This is a genomic window from Oxalicibacterium faecigallinarum, from assembly GCF_014635705.1.
Classification (GTDB): Bacteria; Pseudomonadota; Gammaproteobacteria; order Burkholderiales; family Burkholderiaceae_D; genus Oxalicibacterium; species Oxalicibacterium faecigallinarum.
Map to the genome: position 1 here is coordinate 473,440 of NZ_BMDI01000001.1, position 17,095 is coordinate 490,534.

At 56.3% G+C, this 17,095-nt stretch carries 14 protein-coding genes; 6 read left to right on the forward strand and 8 right to left on the reverse strand.

The genetic code is table 11. The features are described from left to right. Positions 1–13: 13 nt before the first annotated feature. From IEV29_RS02300 to ehuA, 5 genes are all read left to right on the forward strand, one after another. On the forward strand, positions 14–1,180 hold the full coding sequence (locus IEV29_RS02300) for a cystathionine beta-lyase (RefSeq protein WP_188379650.1): 1,167 nt from the start codon (positions 14–16) through the stop codon (positions 1,178–1,180). A gap of 336 nt (positions 1,181–1,516) precedes the next feature. After that, positions 1,517–2,362 (forward strand): ectoine/hydroxyectoine ABC transporter substrate-binding protein EhuB, encoded by an 846-nt coding sequence (gene ehuB, locus IEV29_RS02305; RefSeq protein ID WP_188379651.1) that lies wholly within the window; start codon positions 1,517–1,519, stop codon positions 2,360–2,362. Further along, entirely contained in the window at positions 2,362–3,018 is a 657-nt protein-coding gene (gene ehuC / locus IEV29_RS02310) for an ectoine/hydroxyectoine ABC transporter permease subunit EhuC (protein ID WP_188379652.1), read from the forward strand. Before ehuB ends, ehuC begins: the two co-directional genes overlap by 1 nt. Further along, a complete protein-coding gene (gene ehuD / locus IEV29_RS02315) occupies positions 3,018–3,701 on the forward strand; it encodes an ectoine/hydroxyectoine ABC transporter permease subunit EhuD (protein WP_188379653.1) in 684 nt (227 codons plus the stop codon). Before ehuC ends, ehuD begins: the two co-directional genes overlap by 1 nt. Continuing rightward, positions 3,698–4,477 (forward strand): ectoine/hydroxyectoine ABC transporter ATP-binding protein EhuA, encoded by a 780-nt coding sequence (ehuA, locus tag IEV29_RS02320; RefSeq protein ID WP_188379654.1) that lies wholly within the window; start codon positions 3,698–3,700, stop codon positions 4,475–4,477. Before ehuD ends, ehuA begins: the two co-directional genes overlap by 4 nt. A 35-nt stretch (positions 4,478–4,512) precedes the next feature. Here ehuA and IEV29_RS02325 read toward each other — a convergent pair whose 3' ends face one another. The 8 genes from IEV29_RS02325 to dapC form a co-directional block, all read right to left on the reverse strand. Then, entirely contained in the window at positions 4,513–5,355 is an 843-nt protein-coding gene (locus IEV29_RS02325) for a Rossmann-like and DUF2520 domain-containing protein (RefSeq protein WP_188379655.1), read from the reverse strand. A 19-nt stretch (positions 5,356–5,374) separates the two neighbouring features. Beyond that, positions 5,375–7,375 carry an ATP-binding cassette domain-containing protein gene (locus IEV29_RS02330; RefSeq protein WP_188379656.1) on the reverse strand — a complete coding sequence of 667 codons (2,001 nt, stop codon included), beginning with the start codon at positions 7,373–7,375 and terminating at the stop codon, positions 5,375–5,377. A gap of 129 nt (positions 7,376–7,504) precedes the next feature. Next, on the reverse strand, positions 7,505–8,395 hold the full coding sequence (gene prmB, locus IEV29_RS02335) for a 50S ribosomal protein L3 N(5)-glutamine methyltransferase (RefSeq protein ID WP_188379657.1): 891 nt from the start codon (positions 8,393–8,395) through the stop codon (positions 7,505–7,507). A gap of 84 nt (positions 8,396–8,479) precedes the next feature. Continuing rightward, positions 8,480–9,607: a succinyl-diaminopimelate desuccinylase gene (gene dapE, locus IEV29_RS02340; RefSeq protein ID WP_188379658.1), complete on the reverse strand. Its 1,128-nt coding sequence runs from the start codon at positions 9,605–9,607 to the stop codon at positions 8,480–8,482. A 4-nt stretch (positions 9,608–9,611) separates the two neighbouring features. Continuing rightward, positions 9,612–9,965 carry an ArsC family reductase gene (locus IEV29_RS02345; RefSeq protein ID WP_188379659.1) on the reverse strand — a complete coding sequence of 118 codons (354 nt, stop codon included), beginning with the start codon at positions 9,963–9,965 and terminating at the stop codon, positions 9,612–9,614. Between the two features lie 5 nt (positions 9,966–9,970). Next, on the reverse strand, positions 9,971–11,095 hold the full coding sequence (locus IEV29_RS02350) for a PilT/PilU family type 4a pilus ATPase (protein WP_188379660.1): 1,125 nt from the start codon (positions 11,093–11,095) through the stop codon (positions 9,971–9,973). A gap of 57 nt (positions 11,096–11,152) precedes the next feature. Then, the gene (gene dapD / locus IEV29_RS02355) at positions 11,153–11,977 is read right to left on the reverse strand and encodes a 2,3,4,5-tetrahydropyridine-2,6-dicarboxylate N-succinyltransferase (protein WP_188379661.1); all 825 of its coding nucleotides are present in this window, start codon (positions 11,975–11,977) and stop codon (positions 11,153–11,155) included. 56 nt (positions 11,978–12,033) lie between these two features. Continuing rightward, the gene (gene dapC / locus IEV29_RS02360; RefSeq protein ID WP_188379662.1) at positions 12,034–13,242 is read right to left on the reverse strand and encodes a succinyldiaminopimelate transaminase; all 1,209 of its coding nucleotides are present in this window, start codon (positions 13,240–13,242) and stop codon (positions 12,034–12,036) included. A 262-nt stretch (positions 13,243–13,504) separates the two neighbouring features. Here dapC and smc point away from each other — a divergent pair, with 262 nt between their 5' ends. Beyond that, positions 13,505–17,020, forward strand: coding sequence for a chromosome segregation protein SMC (gene smc, locus IEV29_RS02365; RefSeq protein WP_188379663.1), 3,516 nt, complete (start codon positions 13,505–13,507; stop codon positions 17,018–17,020). The last annotated feature ends 75 nt before the right edge of the window (positions 17,021–17,095 follow it).

The window sequence follows — 17,095 nt, forward strand, 5'->3', positions numbered from 1 at the left end:
CAAAGGAGCCGCCGTGAAGGATCGTCAGTCGTTACAGACCACCCTGATTCACAGCGACTATCAGGCGCCGGACGGCTTTGGTGCCTTGCCGCAGGCGATCCATCACGCCTCTACCGTTTTGTTCGACAACGTCGCTGCCATGCGTGCACGCAACTGGCAGGACAAAAGCGGTTACACCTACGGTCTGCACGGCACGCCGACCACCTTCACGCTCGAAGCACGTCTGGCCGAAATCGAAGAGGGCAGGCACTGTGTGCTGGCACCGAGTGGTCTCGCGGCGATCGTGCTGGTCAACTTTGCTTTTCTGAAAACCGGTGATGAGGTGCTGATTCCGGATAACGTCTACAGCCCAAGCCGCGAACTGGCTAACTGGCTGCAGCAGGATTTCGGGATCGCGGTGCGCTACTACGATCCGATGATCGGCAGCGGAATTGCCGGGCTGATTCAACCGAACACACGCCTGATCTGGACCGAGGCACCGGGTTCGGTTTCGATGGAAGTGCCGGACTTGCCTGCAATCTGTCAGGCCGCGCATGACAAGGGTGTCTTGGTTGCTCTCGACAATACCTGGTCGGCAGGATTGGCTTTGCCCGCTTTCAGACTGGGTGTGGATATCGTCATGCAGGCGCTGACCAAGTATCAGTCCGGTGGCTCGGACGTGTTGATGGGGGCTGTCATCACGCAGGATAAGACATTGAACAGTCGGCTCGAGTCGGCCCACATGCGTCTTGGTTTCGGTATCGGTGCCGATGATGCCTATCTGCTATTACGCAGCTTGCCTACGATGAAACTGCGTTTTGAGGCACATGATGCAGCAGCGCGCAAAGTGGCAAGCTGGTTGAGCAATCGACCCGAGATCGCGACGATTCTGCATCCCGCATTTCCAGGCTGCCCCGGTCATGCGTTCTGGCAAAGAGACTTTACCGGGGCCGGTGGTTTGTTTTCGATTCTGTTCGATCCGCAATATACCGAAGCGCAAACCGATCGCTTTGTCGACGGCCTCCGCTTATTCAAGATCGGCTTCAGCTGGGGTGGTGTGCACAGCCTTGCCGTGCCATACCGGATGAAAGGGATGCGCGGCAGTTGGCCCCATCAGGGCCAGTTGGTCAGGTTGAACATCGGTCTGGAAGCGACCGACGATCTGATCGCTGACATCGAGCAAGCCTTGCAGTTACTGTAGGCATCGTCGTCGCGGTCGCTCCGTCGATGTAATGCTCAGCGTTGGCGTTTCCTCAATGCATTGCCAAACCAGTTGGCGCGTTTCCGACGATCAAATTCAATGTTTACTTCTTCCCGCATACCCGTTTGCGCAGTGAGAGAGAAGGATCGCAAGCCTGTTGTCATTGTGGGTCGTCATTATGCATGGCGTCAGGTCAAGCGTTGCGGACATGGCTTTAAATTAATTTCAATACGAATAATTTGACATCATATAAATTGATTCGTTAATATCGCACAAGCGCCGGCGAGGCTATGGAAAGTCTTGCCGGCCATCATCTATCTGCAATCAGGAGCCGCGATGCATCACGCTATCGGACGGCTTGCGGCAGTGATCTTGTGTCTTGCCGGTCTCTCGACGTCCTCTCAACTGCATGCCGAAACAACCTGGGAGCGTATCCAGCGCACAGGCGAAGTGCGCATTGGCTATGCAAACGAAGTGCCGTTTGCATACAGCGATCTGCAGGGCAAGGTGACGGGTGAATCACCGGAAATTGCCAAGGCTGTTTTTGCCCGCCTCGGTATCAAGACAATCAAGCCGGTATTGACGGAGTGGGGCGCCCTGATTCCGGGTTTGCAGGCCAATCGTTTCGATGTCATTGCGGCTGGCATGTACATCACGCCCGAGCGCATGCAGCAGGTGCTGTTTGCCGATCCGCATTACCAGCTGGACGATACGCTGCTGGTTCGAAAGGGAAACAGTCGCAAGCTGCACAGCTTTGCCGATATCGCGCGCGATCCCTCGCTCAAACTGGCCGTCATGGCCGGTACGGTCGAGTACGACTATGCGATCAAGGGTGGCGTGCGCGAGAGCCAGATTCTGCAAGTGCCCAATACGATTGCGCAGTTTCAGGCGGTGAAGACCAAACGCGCCCACGCTGCCGTAGGGACACGGCTGACCATGAAGGATATGGCATCAAAGAGCAAAGGGCGGATGGAAGCCGTAGAAGTGTTTCATGATGATCCTGCGCATATCGGCTACGGTGCACTGGCATTTCGCAAGGGTGATGAGGATTTGCGCGAGGCAGTCAACGGTGCGCTGAAGGAATGGATCGGTAGCGATGACCACTTGCGGACGGTGGCTCCTTTCGGATTTGATCGTGGCAATCTGACGGACAAGACACTGGCGGATTTTGAACGGCCATGATGAGCGATCTGCTGCCATTGTTGTTGAAGGGATTGGTCGTCACGATTGAAGTGACGGCACTGGCGTCGTTACTTGCGATGTTCATGGCGTGCGGCGCAGCACTTGCCAAACTGTCGCCGGTACGTGGCCTGCGCTGGCTGGCCAATATCTATATTGAGGTGTTTCGCGGGACCTCGTTGCTGGTGCAGTTGTTCTGGCTGTATTTCGTATTGCCGCTGCCGCCGTTCAATCTGGAGCTTAGTTCGTTTGTCGTCGCGGTGATTGGTCTTGGTCTGCACATTGGCGCCTACGGTGCGGAAGTCATGCGCGGTGCACTGGAAAGCGTGCCACGCGGACAGATCGAGGCAGCCGTCGCACTGAACATGCCACCGCACCGGCGCTTTGTCCGTATCGTCTTGCCGCAGGCGCTGGTCAATGCCATTCCGCCCGCGACCAATCTCTTGATCGAATTGTTGAAAGGTACTTCGCTGATCTCGCTGATCACCATGGCTGATCTGACTTTCCGTGCCAATCAATTGGTGCAGTTGACATTCATGAGCCGTGAAGTATTCGGTGTGACCCTGCTAATCTATTTTGTGCTGGCACAGTGCATCAACTTTGGCATGCGCAGCGTTGCCAGACGTTTTAGCCGTGGCATCGTCAGGGAGTCACGCTAATGGATGCGCTGATTGATCTGGATTTTGCGCGCAGCATTTTTCCCGAGCTGTTGATGGCGGCGGGAAACACGATAGTCATCACGATAATGGGCTTCAGCATTGCCTTGTTGTTGGGCCTGCTGCTGGCATTGCTGAGGCGTAGCCATTTGTGGCTGTTGTCATGGCCTGCAGCAACGGTAATTGAATTCATCCGTAGTACGCCTTTGCTGATCCAGTTGTATTTCTTGTTCTACGTCATGCCCGAGTTCGGCCTTACGCTGTCAGCATGGAGTGCTGGTATCGCCGGGATCGCGCTGCACTATGCCTGTTACGTGGCAGAAGTCTATCGCGCCGGGCTGGATGGCGTGCCGCGCGGCCAATGGGAGGCTTGCAAGGCGTTGAGCATGTCGCCGTGGCATGCCTATCGTCGCGTCATTCTGCCGCAAGCGATCCGTCCCGTCGTTCCGGCGCTTGGTAATTATTTCGTTGCCATGTTCAAGGACACGCCGGTGCTGTCCGCCATCACGGTGGTTGAGCTGATGCTGCAGGCAAAGAACATTGGCTCGCGCAGCTTTCGCTATCTGGAGCCGATCACGATGGCCGGTATTTTCTTTTTGATCATCAGCATTGTGGTGGCATTGCTGGTCAGACGGCTCGAACAGCATTTGCAATTGCCGGCTACGGCAGCAAGGAAAACGATATGACGACCTCTGCCTTTGTACGCTTCAGCGGCGTGACCAAACGATATGGCGATCTGACGGTGCTGGATCGGCTCGATCTGGATATCGGATGGAACGAGAAAGTAGCCTTGATCGGTCCCAGCGGTTCCGGCAAATCGACCTTGCTGCGCATGTTGATGTTGCTGGAAGAGATCGATGAAGGCTTGATTGAAGTGGATGGACGTCCTTTGACGCACATGCAAGGCAACGATGGTCTGGTGCGCGCCAATGAACGTTACAAGCGTGAAGGGCGCAGTCGTATCGGCATGGTGTTCCAGAACTTCAATCTCTTCCCCCATATGACGGCGTTGCAGAATGCGGCGGAAGGACCGGTCTCGTCACTGGGTTTGAGTAAAAAGGAGTCACACGCCCGTGCAGCCGAATTGCTGAGCATGGTTGGCCTCGGCGACAAGCTCGACCATTATCCGGCGCAATTGTCCGGCGGCCAGCAGCAGCGCGTGGCGATTGCGCGTGCGCTGGCGATGCGACCACAGATCATGCTGTTTGATGAGGTCACTTCAGCGCTGGACCCGGAACTATGCGGTGAAGTACTGAATGTCATTCGACAGCTCGGAGACGAACATGATCTGACCATGCTGATGGTCACCCATCAGATGGGATTTGCCAAAGAGTTTGCCGACCGTATCTGCTTTTTCTCGGAAGGAAAAATTGTCGAGCAAGGCTCACCGGAGCAGGTATTCGGCAACCCGCAACATGCGCGCACGCAGGCCTTTTTACGCGCGGTGACGGACGCGATCTAGAGAAACTTCGGAAACTTGATGCTCAATGGATGACGTCAGTCTGCGCCTTGTTTGCGCCGATTGGCCAGATGCACGGTCTCGATACCGAGTTGCTTGTAGAGTCGACCGTGCGCCGGATGCGCCGCCGTGAGCGCGCGATACTGTTTGGTGACCGTATCCATGTCGCCGCGTGCAATCGGACCGGTGAGTGCGCGTTCAGGACCGGTCTGCAAGACATTGCTGGTCGTTTCCCGCACCAGTACGGACATCATTTTCAATGCCACGTCCTGTGGGATGCCTGCCTTGGCGTAAGTCTGGATTGCCGTATCCAGCAATGTGACTAGATAATTGGAGGCGAACACGGCTGCCGCGTGATACAGCACCTTGGCATCGCGATCAATCGGAACGAAACGCGCGCCAATGCTGTTGAACAGCGTTGTCAGGAGATCGAGTGCGCGCGGGTCACCTTCCACGCCGCAATACGTGCCGGCAAAATCCTCGATGACTTTCTCCGGCATGGCAAAGCTGCGGATCGGGTGGATGCTGGCAACCGATGCACCTTGCGCACTCGCCTGTGCCAAGGCGCTGGAAGGCAAAGCGCCGCTGCAATGAAACACGACGCTTCTGGCAGACAGGGTGCCGGACTCGGCCAGCGCGGCGCAGCAGGTCTCGATCTGGTCATCCGGTGCGGCGATCAGAAAAATGTCGACCGGGCGCAGATCCTGATAGCCACGGGCGACTCTGCCGGCACCGATGAAGGCGGTTGCACGCGCACTGCTTTCCGGATTGACGTTCAGAACATCGGCCAGCAGGGCGCTGTCGTGGGTGACAAACATGCGTGCTAATGAGCGGCCCAGCTTGCCGCAACCAATGATGGAAAGGGTGGGAAGTGCACTCATGGCATGCCTCGATCGTATGTCAGATAGTGAGCTGTTCCAGCGCTTCCTGCTGTTCCAGCCATTCGGTTTCCAGGTCTGCCAGCTCGCGCGTGCAGTAAGCCTGATCGGTTAACAATTGCTTCAGTTTTTCCTTGTTGCCGGCATCGTAGATGCTTTCATCGGACAACTGCGCTTCCAGTTCGTTTTTGCGCACATTGCATTTGGCCATCTGGTCTTCCAGACGCTTGATGCGCAAGTCGATGGGTTTGCGCAAGGCGGACAAGCGCTGACGTTCCTCCGCATCGATTTTCTTTTGCTCGCGTCGATCGATGACTGGTGCAGGTGCCGCCGCTTTCGTCTGTACGCCTTCTGCGTTCTTGATCGTGACCGGCGCGACAGTGCCGGCTGCCTCCGTATTCTTTGCCGCCAGTTTGGTTTTAAACAGCCAGTCTTTGTAGTCGTCCAGATCGCCGTCAAAGGGTTGCAGCTTGCCATCGGCCACGATGATGAACTGATCGGTGGTCGCCCGCAGCAGATGACGATCATGCGAAACCAGCACAAGCGTGCCTTCGAACTGCGCGAGCGCCATCGTCAACGCTTCACGTGTTTCCAGATCCAGATGGTTGGTCGGTTCATCGAGCAGCAACAGGTTGGGGCGCTGCCAGACAATCAATGCCAGTGCCAGACGTGCCTTCTCGCCACCGGAAAATGGTGCGATCTTGCTGGTGACCATGTTGCCGTTGAAGTTGAAGCTGCCGAGAAAATTGCGCAACTCCTGTTCACGCACGGTCGGTGCGATATGCATGAGGTGCCAGAGTGGCGATTCGTCGTGACGCAGCATTTCAACCTGATGCTGCGCAAAATAGCCGATCGCCAATCCCTTGCCGGTACGCGCATCGCCATGAAGAGGTGCAAGTTCGCCGGCAATGGTTTTGATGAGTGTCGATTTGCCCGCACCGTTGACGCCCAGCAAACCAATGCGTTGTCCGGTTTGCAGCGAAAAATTGATGTGCGAGACGATCTTCTTCTCGCTGACGGCATCGCTCTTCGGATCTTCGATGCGGTAGCCTGCATCCACGCCTTCCATGACGAGCAGCGGGTTCGGTGCGCTGGCCGGTTCGCGGAACTCGAAGGAGAATTCCGCCGCGGCACGTAACGGTGCCAGTTCTTCCATCTTGGCGAGCGCCTTCATCCGGCTCTGTGCCTGGCGTGCCTTGGTAGCCTTGGCCTTGAAGCGATCGATGAAGGATTGCAGGTGTGCACGCTGGCGCTGCTGCTTCTCGATCATCCCTTGCTGCAGTTCAAGCTGTGCGGCACGTTGTCGTTCGAACGAGGAGTAATTGCCGGAATAGCGTTTAAGCTTGCGGTCATCAATATGCACAATCACATTGACGACCCCATCGAGGAAGTCACGATCGTGCGAAATGATGATCAGTGTACCTTCGTAGCGCTTGAGCCAGTCTTCCAGCCAGATGATGGCGTCGAGATCCAGATGGTTGGTCGGTTCATCGAGCAGTAGCAGGTCGGATGGACACATGAGAGCCTGCGCCAGATTCAGCCGCATGCGCCAGCCGCCGGAAAAACTGGCAACGGGCTGGTCCATCTGCGCCAGCGTAAAGCCGAGGCCGGCCAGAAGTTGTTCGGCACGCGAGCGCACGGTATAGGCATCGGCATCGGCCAGCGCGCTGTAGAGCTCACCGATACGCGTACCGTTTTCTGCAGAGTCCGGGAGCGCCTCCAGCGCAGCCAGTTGCTGCTCAAGCTGGCGCAAGGTGGCATCGCCGTCGATTGCATAGTCGATGGCAGTACGTTCGAGCGCCGGCGTTTCCTGTGCGACGTGAGCGACGCGCCATTTCGCGGGGAAGTCGATACTGCCCTGATCCGCATGCAGCTCGCCGCGCAGCATCGCAAACAGGCTGGATTTGCCCGCACCGTTGGCGCCAATCAGGCCGATCTTGTCGCCCGGATTGAGGGTGACATCGACTGATTCGAGAAGCGGCTTGATGCCGCGCATGAGGGAAACTTGCTGAAAACGGATCATGAATGGAATCAGATAACACGGCAGTGTTATCCATCTTTCAAATCAAACGGTGCGAATGGAACGCAACGCTATGACAGCGCGAGCTGCCATAGGTTGCAAAAAATGCATGAAATTGCGACTTGGGGATCGTTACAGAAGCTGGTCGGCGGTGATCAGAAACACCATATCGTCGCCGGCGCTGGTGGTCACCCAGGTCAGATCCAGATCGGCAAAGGCGGCTTCGGCGTAGGCACGCTCGTTACCGATTTCGACAACCAGCAAACCATGCGGGCTCAGGCGGGTACGCGCACCTTCAACGATGGCGCGTACCAGATCCATGCCGTCTTCGCCGCCGGCCAGCGCAATCTGCGGCTCGGCAAGATACTCAGGCGGCAGCTTGCTCATCGAGGCCGCATTGACGTAGGGCGGATTGGTAACGATCAGATCGTACTTGCGATCCGGCACGTTGGCGTACAGATCGGACTGGATCAGTGTAATGCGATCCTGCAGCTCGTAGTCGTTGACGTTGCGTTCCGCAACGGCCAGTGCTTCCGGTGAGATGTCGACCGCATCGATCTGGGCATTCTCAAAGGCATCTGCCAGCAAAATCGGCAGGCAGGCCGAGCCGGTACACAATTCCAGAATGTTTTCCACCTTGTCTGGTTTGTTGATCCACGGCGAAAACTGTTCGGGAATCAGTTCGGCGATGAAGGAGCGCGGCACGATGACGCGCTGATCGACGTAAAAGCGATAACCGCCAAGCCACGCTTCATTCGTGATGTAGGCCGCTGGCAGGCGTTCATCGGCACGCTGATTGATCACGCGCAGAACATCTTCGACTTCCGTCTGTAACAGACGCGCATCGAAAAATGGATCGAGCTTATCGAGCGGCAGTTTGAGTGTGTGCAGGATCAGATACGCCGCTTCGTCCAGGGCATTGCTGCTGCCGTGACCAAAAAACAGATTGGCCGTATTGAAGCGCGTGACGGCATAGCGCAGAAGATCGCGGAGGGTGGTGAATTCGTTCGGGTTGGTCAACATGACAGTAGGATTCAAAAAGTGACGGAGGCGGAGAGGCTGCCTAAAGTACGGAAGCCGGCATGTGCCGGCTCCGCGTTGATGGTGTTACAGCAGCAGGTTTTCCATGGTTCTGCGGTAGATGTTTTTCAGCGGATCGATGAAGCGTAGTTCGATGTGTTCGTCAATCTTGTGAATGCTGCCATTCGGCGGACCGAACTCGATGACCTGCGGACAGATCTTTGCGATGAAGCGGCCATCGGAAGTTCCGCCTGTCGTCGAAAGCTCGGTGGTGACGCCGGTTTCTGCCTTGATGGCATTGGCCATCGCATCGCTGAGCGAGCCTTTTGGTGTCAGGAAAGGATGCCCACCGACAGTCCAGACCAGATCGTATTCGAGCTTGTGTCTGTCGAGGATGGCATGCACACGCTGCTGCAAACCTTCTACCGTACTTGCCGTGCAGAAGCGGAAATTGAAATCGACCACGACCGTGCCCGGAATCACATTTGAGGCACCAGTACCGCCATGAATGTTCGACACCTGCCAAGACGTTGGCAGATAGTACTCGTTGCCGTCGTCCCATTTCTCTGCCACGAGATCTGCCAGCGCAGGGGCCAATTCATGCACCGGATTGCGTGCCAGTTGCGGGTAAGCGATATGACCCTGAATGCCTTTGACCGTCAGCTTGCCGGACATGGTGCCGCGACGGCCATTCTTGATCGTGTCACCGAGCACCTCGGACGAGGTTGGCTCGCCCACGACGCAATAATCGAGTTGTTCGCCACGCGCTTTCAAGGCGTCGCAGACGATGACGGTACCGTCGGTGGCCGGGCCTTCTTCATCACTGGTAATGAGCAGGCCGATCGAACCCTTGTGATCAGGATTGGCGTGGACGAATTCTTCCGCTGCAATCACCATGGCGGCGATCGAGGTCTTCATGTCGGCGGCGCCGCGACCATACAATTTACCGTCGCGATGGGTCGGTTCGAACGGTGGTGATGTCCATTGATCGACCGGGCCGGTTGGGACCACATCGGTGTGGCCTGCAAATACCAGCAGTGGTTGTGCGGTGCCTTTGCGTGCCCACAGATTGGTGACGCCACCGGATTCAATCGTTTCGCAGGCGAAGCCAAGCGGCGACAGCAGTTCGATCAAACGCGCCTGGCAACCCTTGTCCTGTGGCGTGACGGAGGAGAGTGCAATCAGTTCTTCGGTCAGTGCGAGCGTTTTGCTCATGATGTCATTTCTTGAAAATTTGTTGATAGGCATCGGCAGAGAAGCCGACACTGATTTTGCCTGCGCCGCTGAGGACAGGACGCTTGATGACGGACGGCGACTCGAGCATGAGGGCGACGGCACCCGCATCCTGATCCGCTGCCGCTTTCTGCTCGTCAGAGACCTTGCGCCACGTGGTGCCTTTGCGATTGATCAGCGTATCGCGTGGCACATCCTTGAGCCAGCTCTTGACCAGCGCGGCATCAATGCCGTTTTTCTTGAAATCGTGAAAGGTATAGTCGATACCGTTGTCCTCAAGCCAGGTGCGGGCTTTCTTGACCGTATCGCAATTGGGAATGCCGTACAGCGTGATCGTCATGGTCGTTACATCTTCAATGTGAATTCGGTAAAACTGGCTTCTTCTTTTGGCGGTGCCTCTTCTTCCACCTTGCCGCCTGAATTGTTCAGGCGCCAGAACAGGTTGCTGGCCGAATCAGCGTGCGCAAGTGCTTCGTCCTGTGTGACGATGCCATCCTGAATCAGTTGCATCAAGGCTTGCTCAAACGTTTGCGAGCCGGGTGACAGGCTGTTGTCGATCGCTTCCCTGATCTGCGTCAGCTGGCCTTGCTCGATCAGCTCGGCAATGTGGCGCGTATTCATCATGACTTCGACGGCAGGACGGCGTTTGCCATCGACAGTGCCGAGCAGACGTTGTGACACGATGGCGCGCAAGGTCGAGGACAAATCACTGAGAAGCGACTGACGGTGCTCAATGTCGTAAAAATTCATGATGCGCGTGAGCGCCTGGTAGCTGTTGTTTGCGTGCAAGGTCGCCAGCACCAGATGGCCTGATTGTGCGTAGGCCAACGCTGCCGACATGGTCTCCTTGTCGCGAATCTCGCCGATCAGGATGCAGTCGGGTGCCTGCCGCAAGGCATTGCGCAGCGCCAATTGCAAATCGCGTGAATCGGAACCGATTTCACGCTGATTGACGATGGAGCGCTTGTTCTGGAACAAAAACTCAATCGGATCTTCCAGCGTCAGGATATGGCCGGTACGCAGTGCATTTCGATGGTCAAGCATCGACGCGATCGTGGTGGATTTGCCTGAGCCAGTGGAGCCGACCACCAGCAACAGACCGCGTTTTTCCATGATCAGATCGGCCAGCGTATCCGGCAAATGCAAGGTATGAAGCGGCGGAATTTCACTGGGCACATAGCGCAGCACGGCAGAAATGTTACCGCGCTGACGGAAGGCCGACAGGCGGAAGCTGCCGATATCCGGTACCGGTATGCCGATGTTGAGCTCGTTCTCCCGCTCCAGTTCGACCAGTTTGGCGGCTGGCACGACTTCGGCCAGCAAGGCCATGATGGCGGCCTGGTCCATGCGGGTCTGATTGACGGGAATCAGCTGACCATTGATCTTGACGTGAATCGGTGAATTAACAGCAATGAACAGGTCTGATGCTGCTTTTTCCTTCATCAGAAGAAACAACCGATCCATTGCCATACTTGCCCCAGTTCAGAGATAAAGATTCAATGCGCTGATTCCGTCTTGATGCAATGATCAGTCGCGCAGCAGTTCGTTGATGGCGGTTTTCGAACGGGTTTGTGCGTCGACTTTCTTGACGATCACGGCACAGTACAGGCTGTATTTGCCGTCAGCAGAAGGCAGGTTGCCCGACACGACGACCGAACCTGCAGGGATGCGGCCGTAGCTGACTTCACCCGTTGCACGATCGTAGATCTTGGTCGATTTGCCGATGTAGACGCCCATCGAGATGACCGAGTTTTCTTCCACGATCACGCCTTCGACGATTTCCGAACGGGCACCGATGAAGCAGTTGTCTTCGATGATGGTCGGGTTGGCCTGCATTGGCTCCAGCACGCCACCGATACCGACGCCGCCGGACAGGTGCACGTTTTTACCGATCTGTGCGCACGAACCGACGGTGGCCCAGGTATCGACCATCGCGCCTTCATCGACGTAGGCACCGATGTTGACGTAGGAAGGCATCAGCACCACGTTCTTGCCGATAAAGCTGCCGTGACGTGCCACCGCTGGCGGGACCACACGGAAACCGCCTGCTGCAAAATCCGCTTCGGTGTAGTTGGCAAACTTGGTTGGTACCTTGTCGTAGAACTGCATGTTGCCGCCAGCCGGCAAGGCAACGTTGTCTTCCAGACGGAAGGAAAGCAGCACGGCCTTCTTGACCCACTGATTGACGATCCATTCGCCATTGATTTTTTGCGCAACGCGCAGCGAACCCTTGTTCAACTGATCGATGACTTCGGCAACCGCATTGCGTACATCTGCGGGTGCATTTTTAGGTGAAAACTCGGTGCGGTTTTCCCATGCCTGATCGATGATTTGTTCGAGTTGTTGAGTCATGTTCTTTTGCTTGCTCTAGTGAATGGAATGAATAAAGGTACGGTCGTGACGGCAAATCAGCCCGCAGTCAGGGTTTTGCAAAATGCGACGATACGCTGCGCTGCTTCCAGGCATTCATCGACTTCGGCGACAAGTGCCATGCGGACGCGATTTTCGCCCGGATTGACACCATGCGCCTCGCGGCCCAGATAACTGCCCGGCAAAACTGTCACATTATATTCGGCATAGAGACGCTTCGCGAATTCGACGTCGCTGATATCGGCGAGTTTGTTCACCCGCGCCCATAAATAGAAACCGGCGTCGGGCAGCGCGACATCCAGTACTTGCTCCAACATCGGCGTGACCTGATTGAACTTGGCGATGTACTTTTGCCGGTTTTCAACCACATGCTGCTCATCGTTCCAGGCCGCGATCGAAGCGCTTTGTACGGATGGGCTCATGGCACTGCCGTGATAGGTGCGATACAGCAAGAATTTTTTGATGACGTCTGCATCGCCGGCGACGAAGCCGGAGCGCATGCCCGGCACGTTGGAGCGCTTGGACAGGCTGGAGAAGCCGATCAGACGCGGATAACCGGTGCGGCCGAGTTTATGCGCGGCTTCCAGCCCGCCCAAAGGGGCTTCGTCCTTGAAGTAGATTTCCGAGTAGCACTCGTCAGCCGCAATGATGAAGCCGTAACGATCGGACAGTTCGAACAGCTCGCGCCAGTCCTCCAGCGTCAGCACGGCGCCAGCCGGATTGCCGGGCGAGCAGACATACAAGAGTTGCACACGCTGCCACGCGTCTTCCGGCACTGCTGCAAAATCAGGTGCAAAGTTGCGCTGCGGATCGCAATTGACGAAATACGGTTCGGCACCGGCCAGATAGGCGGCGCCTTCGTAAATCTGATACAGCGGGTTAGGGCAAATCACCAGCGCGTTGGCATGTGGGTCAACGACGGTTTGTGCCAAGGCAAACAAGGCTTCGCGAGAGCCATTGACGGGCAGAACTTGCGTGACCGGGTCCAGTTTTGGCAAGTTGTAACGACGCTCCAGCCAGCCTGCAATGGTCTGGCGCAGCGCATCGGTGCCAGCGGTGGTTGGATAGGTCGCCAGGCCGTCCAGATTGTCAGCCAGCGCTTTCTGGATGAAAGCCGGCGTTGGATGTTTGGGTTCACCGATGCCGAGACTGATTGCGCGATAGGCTGGATTGGGCGTCACGCCGACAAACAGTTGCTTGAGTTTTTCGAACGGGTAGGGTTGCAGCTGATTCAGGAGTGGATTCACGGCAGAAAATGATGGGTTGACGTCGGAAAGGACGCGCTGGGCATTGTCCATGGTTCAGAACCGGCAACATTATACCGCCGCCGCCAGCGGATTTCCTTATCGCCTGTCACGATGGTCTGATTGCTTGGTTTCGTTGTTTCAAATGCTATGATGTTGCCCTTTCAGGGTGTGTCTGCGTGCAGCATGCCAGTCTGTCGATTGTTCTGGCAAATCATGCTGAATGATTGAATCTTGATGTTTTCTCCAGGGAACGGTTGATAACGTGCGTTTAACTTCCATTAAATTGTCTGGATTCAAGTCTTTTGTCGATCCGACTAATTTCCAGGTGCCGGGCCAGCTCGTTGGCGTGGTCGGTCCTAACGGTTGTGGCAAATCCAACATTATTGATGCGGTGCGCTGGGTCTTGGGTGAGTCCAAGGCGTCCGAATTGCGCGGCGAATCGATGCAGGACGTCATTTTCAACGGCACGACCAACCGCAAGCCTGCCGGTCGTTCCTCGGTCGAACTGGTGTTTGATAACGGTGATGGCAAGGCCGCGGGCCAGTGGAGTCAGTACGCGGAAATTGCCGTCAAGCGTACCTTGACGCGCGACGGTACGTCGACGTATTACATCAACAATCAAGCCGTGCGCCGCCGCGATATTCAGGACATCTTCCTCGGTACCGGTCTTGGTCCGCGCGCTTACGCGATCATCGGTCAGGGCATGATTTCACGCATCATCGAGGCACGCCCGGAAGAGTTGCGTATCTTCCTTGAGGAAGCCGCCGGTGTATCCAAATACAAGGAACGTCGCCGAGAAACCGAAAATCGTCTGCAGGACACGCGTGAAAATCTGCTGCGTGTCGAAGACATCCTGCGCGAACTGAATACCAATCTCGAAAAGCTGCAGGGGCAAGCTGCGGTTGCGCAGAAATTCCACGAGCTGCAAGCCGATCAGGACGAGAAGCAAAAGCTGCTATGGCTGTTGCGCAAGAACGAAGCCAAATCGGAACAGGAAAAATTCTTCCGCGATATCGAAAAAGCGCAAATCGATCTGGAAGAGCAGACGGCCAAGTTGCGTCATGTGGAAACCGAGCTCGAGCACATGCGTCAGTCGCATTACGCTGCGGGTGACCGCATGCATCAGGCGCAAGGTCATCTGTATCAGACCAATTCCGAGATCGGTAGTCTGGAAGCCCAGATCAAGTTTGTGATCGAGTCGCGTACACGCTTGCAGTCGCAACTCAACTCGCTCACGGCCCAACGCGATCAATGGCAGCGTCAGGGGACGCAATTCCAGGATGACCTGGCGGAAGCCGAGCTGCAGCTCGAAGAGCAAGCCATGCGGGTCGAGCAGGCGCAGGAAACCGCGCAGCGCGAGAATGATCGCGTGCCGGCACTGGAGCAGGCGTGGCGTGAATCGCAATTGAAAACGACCGAATCGCGTGGCCGCATCATGCAGGCGCAACAACAGATCGAACTCGAGTCTGCGCATCAGCGCAATGCGTCGAGCATCCTGTCCAATCTGGCTGCGCGCCGCGAGCGTCTGTCACAAGAAAAGCAAGGCCTCAATCTTCCGGATTCCACGCATTTGTCCAATCTGAAGATGCAACTGGAAGAAAAGCAGGCAACCCTGGAAGAAGCGACTGCCCAGCTGGAAGAGGCGCAAGAGCAGGTGCCACGTCTGGAAGAGGAGCGACGCACTGCACAGCAGCAGGTCAATACGGAAACGGCAAATAATGCACAGCTGGAAGCGCGTCTGAGTGCATTGAAGCAGTTGCAGGAAAACGTACAGACGCAAGGCAAGGTGCAACCCTGGCTGCAAAAGCATGAACTCGGTGAATTACCGCGTTTGTGGCAAAAACTGCAGATCGATCAGGGTTGGGAAACCGCGCTGGAATCCGTGCTGCGTGAGCGTACCTCGGCACTGGAAATGTCCAATCTGGATTGGGCCAAGGCATTCTTCAATGATGCACCGCCGGCCAAGCTGGCCCTGTTTTCGCCGAATGCGGCAACAGGCGTTGCCGCAGAGGCCGTGGTCGGACTGAAGCCGTTCATCAGCCTTTTACAGCTTAACGATCCGGGCTTACGTGCCTTGATGCAGGACTGGCTGCACAACGTCTATGTTGCGGATGATACGGCGGCAGCGTTTGTGGATCGCAACAAATTGCCGGCTGGTGCCTGCTTTGTCACCAAGCAGGGCCATGTCATCGGTCGTTCGAGCGTGCGTTTCTATGCGTCTGATTCGGAGCAGGACGGCATGCTGGCGCGTCAGCAGGAAATTGAAAACATCACCAAGCAATTGCGCGCACAACAGATGCTTGCTGACGAAGCCCGTTCGCGTGCCGTGCGTTCGGAATCGGCATTGACGCAGGCAACGCAACGTCTGCAGGAAATCCGTCAACGTGTGCAAGGCTTGACGCAGGCTGTACACGGACTGCAGATCGATGTGATGAAACAGTCGGAGGTGCAGGAGCGCTTCAACCAGCGTAGTTCACAAATCGCCGCCGATCTGGAAGAGATCGCCGCGCAGGAAGCCGAACAGCAAATGATCAAGGCGGAGTCGGAAGCCAAGTTTGAACAACTGGATGCCGAACTCGCCGAGTTGCAGGAATCTCACGAGACCGGACAGACCGAATATCTGGCCAAGGAGCAGCAGCTCAACGATGCACGCCAGCGTGTACGTGAGCTGGAACGTGCCGCACAGGAGGCGGAATTCTCCGAGAAATCGCAACGCAACAAGATCGAAGAACTCAAACGCAATATCGCAACGGCGCTCGAGCAAGCGGCGCAGTTGTTCGCCAATATGCAGCAGGGCTCGCTCGAACTCGAAAGTCTGGACGATCAGGCCGCGCAGGCGGGCTTGCAAACCTTGCTGGACAAGCGTACCGAGCAGGAGCGTGCGCTGGCAGATGCACGACATGAACTGGATCAACTGACGCAAACGCTGCGTGGTCATGATGAAGCGCGTCTGCAGGCAGAGCGCAGTCTGCAGCCGATTCGCGACCGCATCACCGAACTGCAATTGAAAGAACAGGCCGCACGTCTGAATCAGGAACAGTATGCGCAACAGCTTGTCGAAGCACAGGCGGATGAGGCGGCACTGACAGAGAAGCTGAACGCGGATATGCGTCCATCGTATCTGCAGGGCGAGGTCACGCGTCTGACCAACGCGATTGCGGCACTGGGCGCGGTCAATCTTGCGGCGCTGGATGAGCTGGCTGCAGCGTCGGAGCGCAAGAACTTCCTCGACGCACAAAACGCCGATCTGACCGAGGCGATTACGACGCTGGAAGACGCGATTGCCAAGATCGACAAGGAAACGCGCGAGCTATTGCAGGATACGTTTGACAAGGTCAACAAGCATTTTGGTGAATTGTTCCCGATCCTGTTTGGCGGTGGTCAGGCGAAGCTGATGATGACGGGCGAAGAGATTCTGGATTCGGGCGTGCAAGTGATGGCGCAGCCACCGGGCAAGAAAAATGCAACGATTCACTTGCTGTCCGGTGGTGAAAAGGCGCTGACTGCAACCGCGCTGGTGTTCTCGATGTTCCAGCTGAATCCTGCGCCATTCTGTCTGCTGGATGAGGTTGATGCGCCGCTGGATGATGCCAACACCGAACGCTTCTGCAACATGGTCAAGCGTATGTCATCGCATACGCAGTTCCTCTTCATCTCGCACAACAAGATCGCGATGGAGATGGCGCAGCAACTGATCGGTGTGACGATGCAGGAGCAGGGTGTCTCGCGTATCGTGGCGGTGGATATGGAGTCGGCAGCGGATTTTGCCGAGGCATAAAGTGCAGGCGGTTGCTCTGCTGCATGCTTGCATCGGCAGGGCGCCTTTGTAATACTTTTGTCGAGGCAACAGAAT